Annotated in this window: 18 protein-coding genes; 8 read left to right on the top strand and 10 right to left on the bottom strand. The window is 46.5% G+C overall.

Annotation, left to right across the window (positions count from 1 at the left end; translation table 11 throughout):
* Positions 1-60 precede the first annotated feature (60 nt).
* The 3 genes from ABIC15_RS11020 to ABIC15_RS11030 are packed head-to-tail and all read left to right on the top strand — an operon-like array spanning position 61 to position 1,848.
* On the top strand, positions 61-381 hold the full coding sequence (locus ABIC15_RS11020) for a hypothetical protein (RefSeq protein ID WP_012371790.1): 321 nt from the start codon (positions 61-63) through the stop codon (positions 379-381).
* A 13-nt stretch (positions 382-394) separates the two neighbouring features.
* The gene (locus ABIC15_RS11025) at positions 395-1,285 is read left to right on the top strand and encodes an FAD:protein FMN transferase (protein WP_214850065.1); all 891 of its coding nucleotides are present in this window, start codon (positions 395-397) and stop codon (positions 1,283-1,285) included.
* Positions 1,273-1,848 carry a ferric reductase-like transmembrane domain-containing protein gene (locus ABIC15_RS11030; RefSeq protein ID WP_012371788.1) on the top strand — a complete coding sequence of 192 codons (576 nt, stop codon included), beginning with the start codon at positions 1,273-1,275 and terminating at the stop codon, positions 1,846-1,848. Before ABIC15_RS11025 ends, ABIC15_RS11030 begins: the two co-directional genes overlap by 13 nt.
* A 14-nt stretch (positions 1,849-1,862) precedes the next feature.
* Here ABIC15_RS11030 and ABIC15_RS11035 read toward each other — a convergent pair whose 3' ends face one another.
* The 4 genes from ABIC15_RS11035 to ABIC15_RS11050 form a co-directional block, all read right to left on the bottom strand.
* Complete coding sequence (locus ABIC15_RS11035) at positions 1,863-2,648, bottom strand: alpha/beta hydrolase family protein (protein WP_354020704.1); 786 nt, start codon at positions 2,646-2,648, stop codon at positions 1,863-1,865.
* A gap of 164 nt (positions 2,649-2,812) precedes the next feature.
* Positions 2,813-4,369, bottom strand: coding sequence for an ABC-F family ATP-binding cassette domain-containing protein (locus ABIC15_RS11040; protein ID WP_012371786.1), 1,557 nt, complete (start codon positions 4,367-4,369; stop codon positions 2,813-2,815).
* Positions 4,370-4,396: 27 nt separating this feature from the next.
* Positions 4,397-4,570: a hypothetical protein gene (locus ABIC15_RS11045; protein ID WP_012371785.1), complete on the bottom strand. Its 174-nt coding sequence runs from the start codon at positions 4,568-4,570 to the stop codon at positions 4,397-4,399.
* An 86-nt stretch (positions 4,571-4,656) separates the two neighbouring features.
* Positions 4,657-5,103: a hypothetical protein gene (locus ABIC15_RS11050; protein WP_214767574.1), complete on the bottom strand. Its 447-nt coding sequence runs from the start codon at positions 5,101-5,103 to the stop codon at positions 4,657-4,659.
* A gap of 142 nt (positions 5,104-5,245) precedes the next feature.
* On the opposite strand from ABIC15_RS11050, the gene ABIC15_RS11055 reads away from it, so the two are divergent.
* From ABIC15_RS11055 to ABIC15_RS11070, 4 genes are all read left to right on the top strand, one after another.
* Positions 5,246-5,575: a hypothetical protein gene (locus ABIC15_RS11055; protein WP_012371783.1), complete on the top strand. Its 330-nt coding sequence runs from the start codon at positions 5,246-5,248 to the stop codon at positions 5,573-5,575.
* Positions 5,572-6,798, top strand: coding sequence for a glutathionylspermidine synthase family protein (locus tag ABIC15_RS11060; RefSeq protein WP_354020705.1), 1,227 nt, complete (start codon positions 5,572-5,574; stop codon positions 6,796-6,798). Before ABIC15_RS11055 ends, ABIC15_RS11060 begins: the two co-directional genes overlap by 4 nt.
* Positions 6,798-7,433, top strand: a complete 636-nt coding sequence (locus ABIC15_RS11065; RefSeq protein ID WP_354020706.1) for an NAD(P)H-binding protein — start codon at positions 6,798-6,800, stop codon at positions 7,431-7,433. The genes ABIC15_RS11060 and ABIC15_RS11065 overlap by 1 nt, the downstream gene beginning before the upstream one ends.
* Before the next feature lie 236 nt (positions 7,434-7,669).
* Entirely contained in the window at positions 7,670-9,163 is a 1,494-nt protein-coding gene (locus ABIC15_RS11070; RefSeq protein ID WP_354020707.1) for a peptide MFS transporter, read from the top strand.
* A 357-nt stretch (positions 9,164-9,520) separates the two neighbouring features.
* Here ABIC15_RS11070 and ABIC15_RS11075 read toward each other — a convergent pair whose 3' ends face one another.
* Together ABIC15_RS11075 and ABIC15_RS11080 are read right to left on the bottom strand one after the other, a co-directional pair.
* The gene (locus ABIC15_RS11075) at positions 9,521-10,030 is read right to left on the bottom strand and encodes a hypothetical protein (protein WP_354020708.1); all 510 of its coding nucleotides are present in this window, start codon (positions 10,028-10,030) and stop codon (positions 9,521-9,523) included.
* A gap of 63 nt (positions 10,031-10,093) precedes the next feature.
* Positions 10,094-11,365, bottom strand: a complete 1,272-nt coding sequence (locus ABIC15_RS11080) for a purine/pyrimidine permease (RefSeq protein ID WP_131503527.1) — start codon at positions 11,363-11,365, stop codon at positions 10,094-10,096.
* Between the two features lie 159 nt (positions 11,366-11,524).
* Between ABIC15_RS11080 and ABIC15_RS11085 the strand changes: the two genes are divergently transcribed.
* A complete protein-coding gene (locus ABIC15_RS11085) occupies positions 11,525-12,220 on the top strand; it encodes an alpha/beta hydrolase (RefSeq protein ID WP_354020709.1) in 696 nt (231 codons plus the stop codon).
* A gap of 85 nt (positions 12,221-12,305) precedes the next feature.
* On the opposite strand, the gene ABIC15_RS11090 is transcribed toward ABIC15_RS11085, so the two are convergent.
* The 4 genes from ABIC15_RS11090 to ABIC15_RS11105 form a co-directional block, all read right to left on the bottom strand.
* A complete protein-coding gene (locus ABIC15_RS11090; protein WP_354020710.1) occupies positions 12,306-13,241 on the bottom strand; it encodes a carbohydrate kinase family protein in 936 nt (311 codons plus the stop codon).
* Positions 13,228-14,130 carry a PRD domain-containing protein gene (locus ABIC15_RS11095; RefSeq protein ID WP_354020724.1) on the bottom strand — a complete coding sequence of 301 codons (903 nt, stop codon included), beginning with the start codon at positions 14,128-14,130 and terminating at the stop codon, positions 13,228-13,230. Before ABIC15_RS11095 ends, ABIC15_RS11090 begins: the two co-directional genes overlap by 14 nt.
* 57 nt (positions 14,131-14,187) lie before the next feature.
* Complete coding sequence (locus ABIC15_RS11100; RefSeq protein WP_354020711.1) at positions 14,188-15,600, bottom strand: sucrose-specific PTS transporter subunit IIBC; 1,413 nt, start codon at positions 15,598-15,600, stop codon at positions 14,188-14,190.
* 174 nt (positions 15,601-15,774) lie between these two features.
* Entirely contained in the window at positions 15,775-16,578 is an 804-nt protein-coding gene (locus tag ABIC15_RS11105) for an endonuclease/exonuclease/phosphatase family protein (RefSeq protein ID WP_354020712.1), read from the bottom strand.
* Positions 16,579-16,584 lie beyond the last annotated feature (6 nt).

The raw sequence follows: 16,584 nt of genomic DNA on the forward strand, positions 1-16,584 counted from the left end.
CTAGTTGTCAGTTTTTATCGATACAGTAAAGATAACAGGAAACGAGAGGAGAGGAAAAATGTGAAACCGAAACCGTTCGCGAAATGGATTGTGGGACTGAGCAGCAGTGTCTTTTTAGGACTTGCGATTGGTCAGTTGACCGTTGCGACAAACGATCAGCCGGCGAATACCATCAATACAGGAGATTCTTATTCGAACGAGACGACAATCCCGAGTCAGCCGTCTAACGGTGATGACGATGAATGGGGAGAGTCAGATGAAGACAACGGATATTACTACGAAGAGGATGACGACGATGACGGTAATTGGCAAAGCAACGATTCTTCCGGATTTAATCAACCGAGCGGCGGAAGTGACGGTCAGTCCAGTCATTCGAAATAGGAGGTGAAACGAAATGGAGCGGCAACTCTATTCGATGCATAATAACATTCGTTTTATCACGAACCAAAGGATCGAAGAAAAGGAATGGCAGGACATCGAGCAGTTCTTTCATTATGTGGACCGGCAATGGTCACGATTCAGTTCGTCCAGCGAAGTCAGTCAGTTGAATCAACTGCTGATTGGGCAGACGCTGACGGTATCGTTACCGCTTGCACGACTGTTGCAGCGGGCAATCCATTATTTTGAACAGACCGAACATTACTTTTCGCCCTTCCTACTTGAACAGCAGCGGGCAAACGGTTACGACCGATCGTTTCCTTTCCGACAGGCCGTTGAATCAGAAGCAATCCCGCCGCCTGAAATCAGTCCGTTTTTAGTCGAAGGATGTGAAGTGACGCGGGTAGGGGGAGGAACGATTGACTTAGGCGGAATCGGCAAGGGAGCAGCGGCAATGATGGTTGCCCAACGTTTACGGAAGAACCAGCCACGCGGATTGATTGAGGCTGGAGGAGACGTCATTGTCTGGTCTGATGACGAGCCGTGGAAAATTGCCGTCACAGATCCGAAGACAGAAACTGAGATTGCAGAAATCCGGTTACGGCAAGGAGCTGTCGCGACCTCGAGCCGGATGTATCGTTCCTGGAAAGTGGGCGACAGGACGAACCATCATTTGTTAAGTGGTAAGACAGGGCGTCCGATTGAAAGCCGATTCGTCCAAATCACGGCGTCTGCGCCACAACTTTATGAGGCAGAAGTGATGACGAAACTCGCTTTTCAGATGACAGAATCCGAGCGACAGAACAAACTGTTCAAGTGGTTTCCGAACGGACGATTACTATTGATGGATGAGTCAGGAAAAATGGTAGCGGAAGAGAAAGGAGGACAAGCCATATGGACTGGATAAAGTGGTTATTTTCAACGTGGACGATGATTCGTTTGAGCGGGTTGGGCGGACATTTCTTTTTGACACTATCGGTGTTAGCCGGTCTACTCGGTTCATTCCCGGCATTGAGAAAACAAAAGGCACGTCTGCATAACATTCACCTGTACAGTGGCTGGGCCGGATTATTGGCGATTGTGCTTCATGCGACGCTGATCGTCGTCGATACGTATGCTCCTCTGAGTTTGCTTGAAATTCTGATTCCGGGAACGGCATCCTATGAGCCGCTTTGGAATGCCTTTGGAACGATCAGTCTGTACCTGTTTGGTTTTGTCTTGGTTACTTCTGATTTCTTGAAAGAGGCGCTCGGAAAAACATTATGGAAATTAACGCACTGGCTTGTCCTGCCGGCCTGGCTCTTGATGACACTTCACGGGATTTTCATCGGAACGGATACAGGAACACTTTTCACGACCATTTGGTATGCCTGTTCCACATTAACGCTGTTCACGCTGATTTTGTACCGGATGCAGGTCCGTCCGAAAACAGCAACACCTAAAAAGCAAGCGTCCTCACTGATAAAATGAGGACGCTCGTTTTTTTAACGTCGTCTTAACCATGTGGTCCAAGCCCGGAAGGCATCTTCCCGATTTTCGATATAATTGTGGTCACTGTCCACGATGATTTGTTCAAAGGCACTGGCATCCTGAAGCAAGTCATGATGAAGTGATTTGATGGACGTCTCATCACGTTCCGACGTCACAAGCAAGGCGGAACGTGTTCCGAGTTGTTCTTTCAGTGACAGCAGGTTCCACGTCGCATGATGTCGTTTTAGTTCGTCGAGCAGTATGTCGCCGTCGGTATGGGACAGGAACTGAGCTCCGCGGCTCAAGACACCTTGTAATGCCTCTTCATGTTCCGGATAATCGAGTACCAGTTGACCAATCAAACCGAAGTTAAACGGAGAGATTCCAATGTAATGGGCAATGTCCGGAACATCAATGAAGGCGTGGAGTCCGGCAAAGCCGCCCATACTGTGACCGACGATTGAAATCTGATCGGCTGAGATATCATGTGCCTGCGTAAATTCAGGAGAAACGACATGTTGCATGATGGCGGTCGCGTCTTCAAGAACATGCCGGAAACGGAATGCACCCGGACTGCCGATCGTTCCGCGGTAAGACGTCACGAGGACATGAAAACCAAGGTTTTGTAATTGAACGGCCCAATCCATGTTCAATTGTTTCCCGGGGAATCCATGGAACAGAACGATGAGTGGAGCGGGACCGGCGAGTGCCGGGGAATAAAGCCGGCAAAATAAAGATTCCTCTCCGCCGCTCGGCAGTTCGAGTAATGATAAGTTGGCTTTTTTAGTAATGGTTTCCATGACATCCACTCCTTCAGAAAAAGTTGCATCTGCCATTTAGTTTGATACAAATCGATGAACAAGGCAATGATTAAGTCTATGAATTAAATGAGAACACAAAAAAAGACGGAACGCGGAACTCGATGTAAAATCGGGTTCCGTCTTCCGTCCAATCGTTTTTGCCTTTAGAATACTTTAGTCGTCCATGATTCACAATTCCATAAATCCGTTGCGACGGCTTCATAAAATTCAGGTTCATGTGAAATCAACAGAACGGTTCCCTTGTATTCCTGTAACGCACGTTTGAGTTCTTCTTTTGCTTCGACGTCCAAGTGGTTAGTCGGCTCATCGAGAACCAGAATGTTGGATTCCGTGTTCATCAATTTACAAAGGCGGACCTTCGCTTTTTCGCCACCACTGAGCACTTCGATTTTCGATTCGATGTGTTTCGTCATCAGACCACATTTCGCGAGCATGGCCCGGACCTGTTGCTGTGTCAGAGACGGGAATGTACCCCAGATCTCTTCGATACACGTATTCGAATTTTTTTCTTTAATTTCCTGTTCGAAGTAGCCGATGTGAAGATTTTCCCCGCGTTCGACTGTACCGGAAACCGAAGGAATCTCTCCGAGCAGACTTTTCAGCAAAGTCGACTTCCCGATACCGTTCGCTCCGTGCAACGCGATTTTTTGACCGCGCTCGATCATCAAATCAAGCGGACGGGAAAGCGGCTCATCGTATCCGATGACAAGTCCTTTTGCTTCGAACATCAACTTACTTGGTGTCCGGGCTGTCTGGAAATGAAACTCAGGTTTTGGACGTTCCTGCGCGAGTTCGATGACGTCCATCTTATCAAGCTTCTTCTGACGCGACATCGCCATGTTACGTGTCGAGACACGGGCCTTATTGCGGGCGACGAAATCTTTCAGCTCGGAAATTTCCTGCTGTTGACGTTTAAAGGCTGACTCATGTTGCTTCTTCTTCGCCTCATGGACAGTCAGGAAGTTGTCGTAATCACCGACGTAACGGTTAAGTCCTTGGTTCTCCATATGGTAGATCAAGTTGATGACACTGTTCAGGAATGGAATGTCGTGTGAAATCAAGATGAACGCATTTTCGTAATCATTAAGGTAACGTTTCAACCATTCGATATGTTGCACATCCAGGTAGTTGGTCGGCTCATCGAGTAAAAGGATATCCGGTTTTTCAAGCAACAGTTTGGCAAGCAGAATTTTTGTCCGCTGTCCGCCGCTGAGTTCCTGGACATCACGATCGAGACCGATCTCATCAAGACCTAGACCGCGTGCAATTTCTTCGACTTTCGCATCGATCGTATAAAAATCATTGTTCGTCAAGATGTCTTGCAAGACACCGACTTCTTCTAACATTTTTTCGAGTTCGTCTGGTTCGACTTCGCCCATTTTTGTATACAGATCATTGATTTCCTGTTCGATGTCGAACAGATATTGGAATGCTCCCTTTAAGGCATCACGAATCGTGAGTCCTTTGGAAAGAACAGCGTGCTGATCCAGATAGCCGACCCGAACGTGTTTTGCCCATTCGACTTTTCCTTCGTCTGGTTCAAGCTGCGAAGTAATGATGTTCATGAACGTCGATTTTCCTTCGCCGTTCGCTCCGACGAGACCGATGTGTTCCCCTTTTAATAGACGGAACGAGACATCTTCGAAAATCGCACGATCGCCAAAACCATGGCTTAAGTTTGATACCGTTAAAATACTCATAGTTACTCCCTTATTTCACGAATTCAATTAGACGCCTGTCCGTTTTTTCTGGTTGTTCGTTTTTTTCGTTTTTTGGCTTGTCATTTGTTTTGTTTCTGTTCCGCGCAAACCGGTCGGACGTTTTGTCTGTGATTGTTTTTTTGCTTTTAATTGTTCAATCATTGCTTCTTGAAGAGACAATTTTTTTGGTTGTTCGCTCATGTGTGTTCACCTCGATTAATTCGTTCTTATCCTCTAGTATGCCAAAAAAAACGTGTCTTGAAAACGAACTATACTTAATTCTTTCATTAAATGATTTCTTCACCTAAATAAATCACGTAACAGTTTCGGTCTAAATCGACTTCACAGCTGTCTCGCTCAAAGACCCCGTGATCCGGTACACTCAGTTTATCTTTGACCAAAAAGCGCATGGCCTGAATATGATTCGGGACTGTCACTGTCTTGATGACGGGATGTGAACCGCCTGCCTGGAAGCGCCGGAACTCGAGATGAATCTGGTGCGGCGGATAGACACGGTCCGCTGGATCACGGGGGGAAGCCTCGACATGATCGACAATCAACTGGTCATATTCCCCGTCCATTTCATTGGACCGCAACTCGTATAAGTGCCCTTCGATGATATGGAATTCGCAGAGTTGATGCGCAATGATTTCTTCCGGATCAATGGCGAAACGGCTGTATTGATAAATGGATTTAAATTCATTTTGATCTTCGACATAATAGGCAAGTGACATTTGAATTCCTCCTCAAGTCTTCTTCGTTATTCTACTGACATTAACGAAAAAAGTTCCGGAACGACTTAGAAACTTTTTTGCTGGAAAAAGCGTATACTTAGAATAACAAATTGTGATGAAAGGGGTATGCGATGTGAGTTGGATGAAACAGGCGACACTTGCAGCTACATTGTTGGTCGGAACGACGCTCAGCGGGTGTGGATCGGATAATGCAAAAGCGGAGCGTCCGGATGATCCGGATTGTGACGATTATGAATATGATAATGATGAAGGTGTTTGGTATTGCGATGATTCAAGCTCGACACACTCCGGGTTCTTTTACTGGGGAGGAAGTTATTTTGCTTCACGTGCCTTGATGCATAGTGCGATGCGGACGAAAGGGTATACACCCCGGTCAAAAGACGTCAAAAGTTATAACAGCAAGACAAAAGGATTTGGGACGGGATCATCGTCCGGCTTCTTCGGCGGATGAGGACACGGCAGGAACTCTACGGGGATATTGACGCTTTTTGGGATGTGCTCGACGGTGAAACGTATGCCTTGGCAGAAGTGATGCCTGTTCCGAAAGAAACGATCGAAGCCTTGCGCACGGCGGCTCGGGAAGCCTATACCATCTTTGAAAAAGTGATTCCGATTCTTTGGACAATGGATGACGACGGATTGATTGAACTCGGTTTTCCGAAAGCTGCTCTGTCCTTTTTACGGTTACAGACGATGCGGCCTTTATCGGTCATCAGCCGTTTTGATTTCATTGTCACAGGCAATCGGATATCGGTCATGGAATGGAATGCGGATACGCCGACGTTCATCAAGGAATGTTTTGAAGTCAACGACCGGATTGCACGGAAAGTGGGATTGGGATCGTATAATGACGGGCAGGCGAAACAGTTGGCGGACAGCGTTGATCGTGCGGTGAAGGCGGCAAGCTACCGGATCCATCACGAAAATCCGCATGTCGTGTTTACTTCACACGGAGACAACATCGAAGACCGGTGGACGACAGAGTATCTGCAACAATTTGTTGCCGGTGCTACATACTGTCCTCTTGACGAACTTGAGATACGGGCAGAAGATGGATTGTATGACCAGCAGGGACGACGAATCGATATTCTTTACAGGCAGACGTTTCCGATCGAGATGGCTTTACTCGACCGTGATGAAGACGGAACAGAGCTCGGACGTTTATTGCTTCAGCTCGTCGAGATGGGACTGCTTGAAATCATCAATCCACCATCGGCTTTCCTGATGCAGGCGAAGTCGGTCCTGGCATTGATTTGGCTCCTGCATGAAACCGATCATCCTTATTTGACCGGACACGATCATGAGGTCATTGCGGCATATTTCCTGCCGACCTATTTGAGTCCGGAGCCGTTTTTACGTCAGCACCAGGCTTTCGTCGAAAAACCGATCTTCGGACGGGAAGGGGATACCGTGACCGTCCGTCAAGGGGACGGGACGGTTCTGTTCAGTAACGAACAACGTTCATTCAGCAATCAGTCGGCCGTGTATCAACGGTATCAGGAATTACCGATGTGGTCATTAGAAGATGGAACAGAAGTCGCATACATGTTTGGCGTGTTTGTGCTTGGCGGGCGACCAAGTGCTGTCGGGGTGCGGGCAGGTGAACGGATCACGGGGAATCGATCTTATTTCTTACCGATCGGGCAACGTGAAAATCAAGAGGAGGATGGATGATGAAAGCAGCTATTTTAGGCGCGACCGGCTTAGTGGGGCAAGAACTGGTCGATCAACTATTGGCGCATGATGCGTATCAGGAAGTACATGTTCTCGTACGTCGTCCGATGAATCGATTTCATCAAAAACTCGAAGAATGGGTAATTGATTTTGATCATGCGACGGAAATCGAATTACCGGAAGTAGATCACGTCTACTGTGCGCTGGGGACGACGATTAAACAGGCCGGATCGCAAGAAGCGTTTCGTCTCGTGGATTACACGTATCCGATTGAAGTAGGGCGGGAATTGCTTGATCTGGGAGCCACTCGATTCGCCCTGATTTCAGCACTTGGTGCGCATCCGAATGCGAAAACATTTTATAACCGTGTCAAAGGCGATGCGGAAAACGGATTACGTGTGCTCGGCTATGATGCCTTGCTGATCTTCCGCCCTTCGTTATTGTTAGGCGAGCGGGATGAATTCCGTTTTGGCGAACAGGCGGCGGCCCGGGTATCCACTGTGTTACGTCCATTGTTGCGGCGCAGCCCGTACGCACCGATTGAAGCGGCGAAGGTCGCGCAGGCGATGATTCATCATACGCTGCATGAACCACCGGGAGTAACGATTGTTGAATCAAAAGAGATGCAGACTTGAGTGAGCGGATTTTTCGTATCACTCTTTTTTGTGTACCGAAATTAATATTTGACTCCTCAAATGATTTACGGTTGAATGATATAGTGCTGTCTCACAAACAAAAAAAGAAGTGAGACAATTCAGGCAAAACAGTGTATTTGCGTTCAATTCGTTCGTTCATGCTTATGGTTTGGGGAAAGCGGGAAAAAGATTGGACAATGTGCACATATCGAAGGTAGACGAAAGGAGCCGTTCATATGGCAGAGTTTGATCGCGATCAGGTCTACAAGACTGTTCCGCAAAAAGGATTCTTCGGAAATCCAAAAGGACTGTTCACGTTATTCTTTACTGAGTTTTGGGAGCGCTTCTCCTACTACGGGATGCGTGCCATCCTTATCTATTATATGTACTACTCTGTAAAAGATGGTGGTCTTGGAATCGACGAAAAAATGGCGTCTTCCATCATGGCGATCTACGGATCATTAGTTTATATGTCCGGTGTCATCGGCGGATGGATAGCCGACCGTTTATTAGGAACATCACGGACTGTATTTTACGGCGGTGTATTGATCATGACTGGACATATCGTTCTGTCCTTACCGGCAGGCGCTACAGCACTGTTCTTCTCAATGGGTTTGATTGTAATTGGGACAGGGTTATTGAAACCAAACGTTTCAAATATTGTAGGTGATCTGTACAGCAAAACGGATAGCCGACGTGATGCTGGTTTTAGTATTTTTTATACAGGAATCAATGCAGGTGCATTCTTATCTCCGATTATCGTAGATGGAGTGCGTTTGCAGGCAGGTTTCCATGCCGGGTTTGCTGTTGCGGCAGTAGGTATGTTTTTAGGACTGATTGTCTTTGTATTGACAAAGAAAAAAAATCTCGGACAAGCTGGTCAATACGTATTAAATCCGATGTCAAAAGAAGAAAGAGTACACTTTTATAAAGTAGTTTCTTTCGCTTTGATTGGTATTGTGGTTCTTGGCTGGATTGCTTCAACAATCGGTTGGTTGACGATTAATACGTTTTCGTTTGTTGTGACGATTCTTGGAGTCATCATTCCAGTCTTTTACTTCTATTTTATGTTGCATAGTCCTAAAATTACCTCTGATGAAAAATCAAGATTGTATGCATACATTCCATTATTTTTGGCAGCTGTTATTTTTTGGGCCATTCAAGAACAGGGAACATATGTATTATCTAAATTTGCCGATCAACGTACGGAGTTAAGTTTCCTCGGATATGAATTTAGCCCGGCACTTTTCCAATCCGTCAATCCGCTGTTTATTATTGCACTAGCACCAGTCTTTGCAAGTATATGGATTAAGCTTGGGGATCGTCAGCCGACAACGCTTCAAAAGTTTTCGTTTGGTTTAGTATTTGCCGGCTTATCCTTCATCGTCATGATGGTTCCAGGTCTATTGTTCGGAACGGAAGGGTTGGTCAGTCCCCTTTGGTTAGTATTTAGTTTTCTGTTAGTCGTGATTGGTGAACTTCTCCTTTCTCCGGTCGGTTTATCTGCGACGACAAAACTGGCTCCATCTGCATTTTCGGCACAGACCATGAGTTTATGGTTCATGACAAATGCTACTGGACAGGCTGTCAATGCCCAAATCGTTAAGTTTTATGATCGTGATACGGAAGTAATGTATTTTGGTATCACGGGCTTAGTTGCCGTTTTCTTCGGATTATTACTGCTTGTTTTTTCGAAAAAACTCCAAGTTCTCATGAAAGGAATCCGTTGATTTTATACTGATGAGGTATGGAAAATGGTCTGTTTCAATGCTTCTGGTATTGTGAGACTCAATCGAATAAAAAAAGGTACTGTACAGCGTCTACTATGACAGACAGTTAAAACAATCAAACTGTCTGCTATAGTAAGGATTTTTATTTTTCGTGATGAATATTTTACTTCGAAAATAGATCAAAAAAACTCCATATTCGTACGAGGGTACTGAAAAACTTCAAAAGAAAAAAAGGCGATTGACCCGACTAACTCGGAAATCAATCGTCTTTTCTCTTGATCACGCTCAAAGAGCACGAGGTTTTTCAGTGCTCTCTATTCGTACTGGAGTTGTTTTATAGGATTTCTGTGTAAGCTGTTATTTAGTAATACTGATCTTACCTTCTACATTATATTTTTTTTTGATTTTAATTGTTTTTGTTTTTCCCGTCTTACTACGATGACCATCTGTAGTAAACCATTGATTGTATTTTTGTGTATAGTTCTTGTACACAATACGAGTCTTAAAAGTGCCTTTTTTCCCTTTTGGAATGTATTTTTCAGAATTCACCGTTATAGTTTTATCTTTACCGAAGAATCCTTCTAAAGATCCCTTAATAGAACCCCTTGAAATTTCACCTGCCCCAGTAACACTCCAATTGGTTTTTACTTTCTCGGATACAATCATTTTCTGTGGACCGTGCATTGTCTTAGATTCGACTTCCCATGCACCGTAACTTTTTGATTTGTAAACAGGGGATGCCGCAGGAGCATGATAGAAATATATACCTTCATTTCCACTTAATGCCTGAGTATATTTAGGTCCTACAAGTACAAGAGAAGTCGATAAAAGTAGGGGAGCGCTTAAAATCTTTGTGATTTTTTTCATCTTAAACCTCCAAATGCTTATTTTTAACTGTTTTAATATAACATTTAAGGTTTTTTTTGCAATTCAATCATTTGTACGAATATGACGTAAAGATTCTGCGAGCAGGGCGACGAGTGTTCCGAGGACGAGACCGTTCGACATCAATGTCGTGACGAGCGGAGGCAAATCGGAAGTGGCACCTTTCGGAAGAAGTAGGGCACCGATTCCGACTAGAACCGGTAAGCCGACCGTAATCATGGCGGTCTGGCGATTCAATTCCCGCGAAGCTTCCGTGACCCCGATAATCGCCATTCCGGCGACGATTGGAGCAACCATTGCGTATCCGACAGCGACCGGAATCTTTGCAATCAGTCCGACGAACGGAGTGACGACGCTGAGGAACAGACAAATGGCATTGGCAATCGCAAAGGCCTTCCGATCCGTATTATCGGTTGAAGCGATGAAACCGGCTGTCCCGGAAATCGCAACGGGACCGACCGTTCCGAACATTCCCGCGAAAATTTGCCCGATTCCGGCTGTGACGCCGGCTGTCGCGACTTGTCCCTTCACTTGCTCACCACGTTTTGCACTGATGATTCGTTCAATGACTTTGATGTTCGCCAAGACGTTTGTCATCAGCAACAATGAGATGATCAGTGCTGTCGGGAGTAAGCTCCAGTCGAGTTGAATACCACCGAACGGCATCAAATCAGGGAAGGTAAAGAACGGACCGTCGAACGTCGGCATTTCGGCACGACCAATCAAAGCAAACATGCTCCAACCAACGAGCAGGGTGATCAATAACGCATACTGACGCAACCGATCGCTACGTTCTAAATAAAGTGAGATGATGACGGTTAAGACAGAAATGACGGCAGGAAGCACCTGAATCTTTCCGTCTTCGATATTGAGCAATCCTTTCATGACCGAACCGGATAATTGAGCCGATAACAGTAACATATAAACACCGATGACTTGTGGTGTGAAAAGAGGAACGAGTCGACGAAGCACCCCGGTCAGGGTGAGAATGATACAGATGATCCCGCTTAAGATGAGAAGAAAACCTAACGACTGTAACGTGTTGGAGTAACTGCCGTACAAGGTGATTCCGATGGAAGAATAAAGCGCGAATACTCCCCACCAAATACCGGCAGGGCCTTCCATGATCGGCAGACGGTGGCCGAATAACACTTGAATGAGACTTAAAATCGCAAAAACGAATAAACAACGTGAGAGGAAAGCGAGGGTATCTGCACTTGATAGTTCAAATGAGGCAGCAATCGCGAGTGGCGGGGCAATGTTAGTACAAATAATAAACAAAAACCACTGAATCGTGGAGACAACAGTACGTGGCAAAACAAATGATTCCCCTTTCGAATAACGGATGCTTTTTTAATCTTAAACCAAATATTGAAAAAGAGATAGATACGCTTACATTAACTGAAAATTCAAAACACTACTTTCATATGTGATTTTGCACATTATATTGGGTATCATAAAAGAGGAGGGATGAATATGAAAAGATGGTTAAAACGAATCAGCATCAGTCTACTGATTCTGGTAGGAATCTTAGTTGCAGCATTCATGATTTGGGCTCAATTTGATTACAATCCAACAAAAGAAGCAAAACAGTATTTCGGTGAACCGGTCGGACAAGGTTATCAGTTCGGAGACGACACGAGTGAAACGGGCTTCATTTTTTATCAAGGGGCCAAAGTGGATCCCGCTGCATACAGCTATTTCGGTCACCAATTGGCACAAGAAGGATATTATGTCGCCCTGCCGAAACTGCCGTTTAATATTGCGCTGCTGGACTCTAAAAAGGGATTATCGATCATCGAAGATCATCCGAAAATCAAACGTTGGTATTTGATCGGACATTCGTTAGGCGGAAGCGCAGCCTCAACGATTTTGGAAGACAGTCCGAAAATCAAAGGCATGATTTTTTTGGCTTCTTATCCGATTGATGCCATCGATACCCCATCGCTAACCGTTTACGGTGGACGGGATGGGGTGTTACCGGTCAAGGATATTGAGGACAGCAAACAGGATGTCCGCTCCGATGCGGTCTTTCATTTGATCAAAGACGGGAACCATGCAAACTTCGGGATGTATGGAAAACAAAAAGGAGACAACAACAGTCCGTTGACGTCAAAAGCACAACAGGATGAAACGTTGAAGGTAATTCAGAAATTTGTATCTGGACAATAACAAAAGCCCGCTCTTCTGTCTGACCGGACAGGGGAGCGGGCTTGATGTTGTGTGAAATATCGTGTTTCCTCTGCTTGTGTCACGGTTATGTTAATCTTCGGGAGACCTCGTCAAGCGTCGGTAAGGCGGCCATCGCGCCTTTCACCGAGGCAGCCAATCCGCCGGAAATCGCGGCAAATCGACCGATATCCTGTAATTCTGTTTCATCCCAGTCAAACGAAAACGAGCGGATCGCGCATTGATGCAGGAGACCGGACATGAAGGCGTCGCCTGCTCCCGTCGTATCGATTGCATCCACCGAAATCGCCTGGATTTCAGCCATCGAGCGGTCGGTATAAAGCAGAGAACCTTCTGCGCCACGTGTTACAGCGAGCAAACGGATCGGATATTCTGCGAGCAGCTCGGCAGCCCCTTCATCCAGATTCGTCTGTCCCGTTAAAAAGGTCAGTTCCTCCTCCGCCAATTTCACGATTTGAGCATCCGGTAAGACGGAACGAATCGTGGAACGGGCGGCGTCCAAGTCCGGCCATAACGATTCACGTAAGTTTGGATCGTAAGAGATGGGGACATTATTCGACTTTGCGACTTCAATCGCCCGCCGTGTTGCTTCGACCGCATCTCCGGAAATCAAGGAGATCGATCCGATATGCAGGAGATCCGCTTCTGCAAGTGAATCCGGAATATCTTTTTCATGAAAACTCATATCTGCCCGGTAGCTGTTGATGAATTCAAACGACCGTTCACCGTCGGCGGCATTCGTGACAAGGACAAGACCGGTTTTATGCTCCGGATCAAAGACGAGGTGATCCGTCTTCACACCGTAATGGTGGAGTGTATCCTTCAAAAAGTGTCCCATCGAATCATCACCGACAGACCCGAGGAAATAACTGTCGGCACCGAGCCGCGCTAATCCGACGGCGACATTGGCCGGAGCCCCACCCGGATTTTTTTGGAATGTTACATTATCGGCATCGAGTGGAATTAAATCGATCAGTGCTTCACCAAGACTATAAATTTTCATGTGATTTACTCCTTTCAAAATATGGCCGGATCCGTTCTACATGAAGAGCCATATAGCCGACTTCGGATTGCGGCACAGTCGTCTGCAGTTCCTGTTCCAACCAAGCAGCCATATTTTCCGCACAACGGAAAGCGTCCGTATACCGCGTTTTGACGGCAGACAAGATGACATCATCTATATCATGCAACGTTTGCCCTTGTTCGATCCGGGCTAAGACAAGTTTCATATGGGTGAAGAACCGGTAATAGGTCATCGACGTCGTTTCGATCGTCTGACCGAAAAAGGCTTCGATTTGTTCCCGCAACTCGTTTAGTAACGTCGCCGTTTGCAGGGCAGTTGCCATGTTGGGATGCCGTTGACGCGCATTATACAAGTGGAGCGCGATGTTCGCGGCTTCTTCTTTTGGTAAGGAAACGGCTAACTTTTGTTCGATATGGGCGACGGCCCATTCGCCAATCTGATATTCGGCGGTATACAGCAACCGGATTTCTTCCGCCAACCGGTTGTGGACGACCAGTTGTTCCCGAGCCAGACGGACGGCATGGGCGAGGTGATCGGTCAGACTGACGTGAATGTAGTCATGAAAAGGTGTTTTTAGTTCGCCTTCTGCATAAGAAATAATCTGTTCTGACAAATCGATGATATCGAGTGGTGTCGTCGTCAGGATTTCCTTGAACTGTTCAGCATTCTCAAAAGACGGGATGAACATTTTTTCGATTTTCGTCGGATCAACGGGATCCTTCTTTCTCTTGCCGAAAGCAATGCCCGGTCCCATGATGATCCGTTCCTGACCCTGTTCTTTTGTAACGATCGCATTGTTATTGAGTACTTTATGAATGATCAGTCTGACTCCCTCCTTTCTACTTCCATTATACGGGTTATCGGCAATCTAGGAAAACTGACAAATGCGACCCGAAGAGGATTCTCAAGGGGTCGCATTTTTTAATTAAGCAGCCAAATCCGTCTGTTTTTGTTTGCGTGCATCGAGACGCATCAAGATGACGGTAGAAACGAAGGCTGTTGCGACAGCGATCGCAAAACCAACGAGGTAGTTGATTAAATTCGAAGCCCCAAGCGGCGCGACGATGGCAATCATCGGAATACCCGTTAATCCGTAAGCGTTCGCTGCGACTTGTGTCAAGACGACGTATCCACCGCCGACTGCACCGCCGATTGCACCACCGATAAACGGTTTACCGAGTCGAAGGTTGACCCCGTAGATAACAGGTTCCGTAATCCCGAGAAACGCGGAAAATGCTGATGGGAGAGCGAGTGCTTTGAGTTTGACGTTTTTCGTCATGAAGTAAACGGCAAGTCCGGCTCCACCTTGAGCGACGTTTGCCATCGACCAGATTGGAAGTAAGAAGTTTTTACCGATACTCTTATCGGCAAGTAAGCCCGCTTCAATCGCATGGAAACTGTGGTGCATCCCCGTGATGACGATTGTCGAGTACAGACCACCGAACAGGAGACCGGCGACGACTGAGAACTGTTCATAGAAGAAGACAAGGACAAACGAGATTCCCTTACCGAGCAACGTTCCAATCGGCCCGATGACGATCAGAGCGAGGAATCCCGTTACAAGAATCGTTACGAACGGTGTGACGAGAAGATCGAGTGTTTCCGGTGTCCGTTTACGGACCTGTTGTTCAATCTTAGCCATGACCCAAACCGTCAGAAGAACCGGGAAAACCGTTCCCTGATAACCGATTAATTCAATGTTCATGCCGAGGAAATGCATCACTTCCGGTTCGCTGTTTCCAAGTGTCCACGGATTCAATAACGACGGATGGGTCATGATTCCACCGATGACGGCACCGAGGTACGGATTCGCTCCGAATTCACGGGCCGCCGAGAAACCGATCAGAATCGGTAAGATGATGAAGGCAGAGGACGAGAACATATCGAGTAACTGAACGATGGCCGAGTCACCGCTGACCCAACCGAAGGCTTTGATCATGCCGAGCAGTCCCATTAACAGACCGGCAGCGACGATGGCCGGAATCAAAGGTACGAAGACATTTGATAAGGAGCGGGCGAGACGGGCAAACGGATTTAATTTTTGCGAAGCGGCTTTTTTGACATCAAGCGGTTCTTCGCCGTCCAGTTTCACACCGGCAAGCGGGGCGAATTCAGCAAAGACTTTATTGACCGTGCCGGTTCCGAAGATGATTTGGTATTGACCGGAACTTGAAAATGCACCGCTGACACCGTCTAAATCTTCGAGTGCAGCCTGATCGACTTTCGATTCATCGTGTAAGACAAGACGAAGGCGTGTCGCACAATGGGCGGCGGTAATGATGTTTTCCCGACCTCCGACGAGTTCAAGGACACGTGCTGCAGTTTGTTTGTAATCCATCTTAAGTTCCTCCTTTAGGAAAGGCGTGCGGCAAACAAGGCGCAAAAAAAAGGCAAGACCGAACAGCATCTCCACAAACGAGATGCTGAATCGGTCTTGCCAGCCGTACTGTCACAATCCGCACTATTGACTTGTTGCTCTCATCATAAAAAGAAAAGAAAGCGTTGTCAACCGTTAAATGGGTTCTTTTTGAATTGAGATATCGACTTCGACTCCGAAGTGGTCGGAAACGACCGGCGCGAACACACCGTCAAAGACGACTCCGACGCAATCGACGTCGATTTTTCGGTTCGATAAGACCAGGTCGAGACGTAATCCTTGTTGATTTTCTTCCCACCCGTCAATTTTGCCTTCGACCGTTTCAATACCAACAGTCTCTTGAGCCAACAAAAAGACGTCGTGGAGGCCGCGTTGTATCATATGGTCATAGCCGGCCTCACGTTCCAATGCATCATTGTTGAAGTCGCCTAAGAACATCGTCCATTCAAGAGGGTCCATTCGGACAATCAAATGATCGAACTGTTCACTGAACGGCTCATCCGCATCTTCCCACCAACCGAGGTGACAGGAATTAAACGTGATCTGTGTCCCGTCGATATCGATGGTTGCCCGGACGATTTTGCGGGACTTCCAGTCCATCGTGTCCTGACTTCTGCTGACGTAATAACTGTCTGATTTTAAGATGGGGTGTTTCGTCAAAAGAGCGAGACCTTCCTCATACGCATCATATCCGATATGCGAGAAGTCCCAGACGAACGAATAGTCGAAACCTTGTTTCGCCAAGGCTTGTTGAATCAAGTAAACAAAATTATCTTCACGGATGTTGTCATAAAGGATCGGAGTATCCATCAATTGACTCACTTCCTGTAAAGCAATGACATCATAATCCTGTTGGATGATTTGTGTAACGATTTGATCGAGTTTATCGAGTTGATTGGTTTCCTGCCAAGAATGGCAATTGAGCGTAAGTAATCGCATCTGTTG

This window comes from Exiguobacterium sp. PvP048 (assembly GCF_040549175.1).
In the GTDB taxonomy this organism is placed as follows: Bacteria; Bacillota; Bacilli; order Exiguobacteriales; family Exiguobacteriaceae; genus Exiguobacterium_A; species Exiguobacterium_A artemiae.

Excerpts from the sequence above, each read along its gene's own strand:
- ABIC15_RS11035 (WP_354020704.1), bottom strand. The coding sequence starts at position 2,648 with ATGGAAACCATTACTAAAAAAGCCAACTTATCATTACTCGAACTGCCG.
- ABIC15_RS11025 (WP_214850065.1), top strand. The coding sequence starts at position 395 with ATGGAGCGGCAACTCTATTCGATGCATAATAACATTCGTTTTATCACG.
- ABIC15_RS11060 (WP_354020705.1), top strand. The coding sequence starts at position 5,572 with ATGAGGACACGGCAGGAACTCTACGGGGATATTGACGCTTTTTGGGAT.
- ABIC15_RS11065 (WP_354020706.1), top strand. The coding sequence starts at position 6,798 with ATGAAAGCAGCTATTTTAGGCGCGACCGGCTTAGTGGGGCAAGAACTG.
- ABIC15_RS11100 (WP_354020711.1), bottom strand. The coding sequence starts at position 15,600 with ATGGATTACAAACAAACTGCAGCACGTGTCCTTGAACTCGTCGGAGGT.
- ABIC15_RS11105 (WP_354020712.1), bottom strand. The coding sequence starts at position 16,578 with ATGCGATTACTTACGCTCAATTGCCATTCTTGGCAGGAAACCAATCAA.
- ABIC15_RS11085 (WP_354020709.1), top strand. The coding sequence starts at position 11,525 with ATGAAAAGATGGTTAAAACGAATCAGCATCAGTCTACTGATTCTGGTA.
- ABIC15_RS11075 (WP_354020708.1), bottom strand. The coding sequence starts at position 10,030 with ATGAAAAAAATCACAAAGATTTTAAGCGCTCCCCTACTTTTATCGACT.
- ABIC15_RS11090 (WP_354020710.1), bottom strand. The coding sequence starts at position 13,241 with ATGAAAATTTATAGTCTTGGTGAAGCACTGATCGATTTAATTCCACTC.
- ABIC15_RS11055 (WP_012371783.1), top strand. The coding sequence starts at position 5,246 with ATGAAACAGGCGACACTTGCAGCTACATTGTTGGTCGGAACGACGCTC.
- ABIC15_RS11050 (WP_214767574.1), bottom strand. The coding sequence starts at position 5,103 with ATGTCACTTGCCTATTATGTCGAAGATCAAAATGAATTTAAATCCATT.
- ABIC15_RS11030 (WP_012371788.1), top strand. The coding sequence starts at position 1,273 with ATGGACTGGATAAAGTGGTTATTTTCAACGTGGACGATGATTCGTTTG.
- ABIC15_RS11070 (WP_354020707.1), top strand. The coding sequence starts at position 7,670 with ATGGCAGAGTTTGATCGCGATCAGGTCTACAAGACTGTTCCGCAAAAA.
- ABIC15_RS11045 (WP_012371785.1), bottom strand. The coding sequence starts at position 4,570 with ATGAGCGAACAACCAAAAAAATTGTCTCTTCAAGAAGCAATGATTGAA.
- ABIC15_RS11040 (WP_012371786.1), bottom strand. The coding sequence starts at position 4,369 with ATGAGTATTTTAACGGTATCAAACTTAAGCCATGGTTTTGGCGATCGT.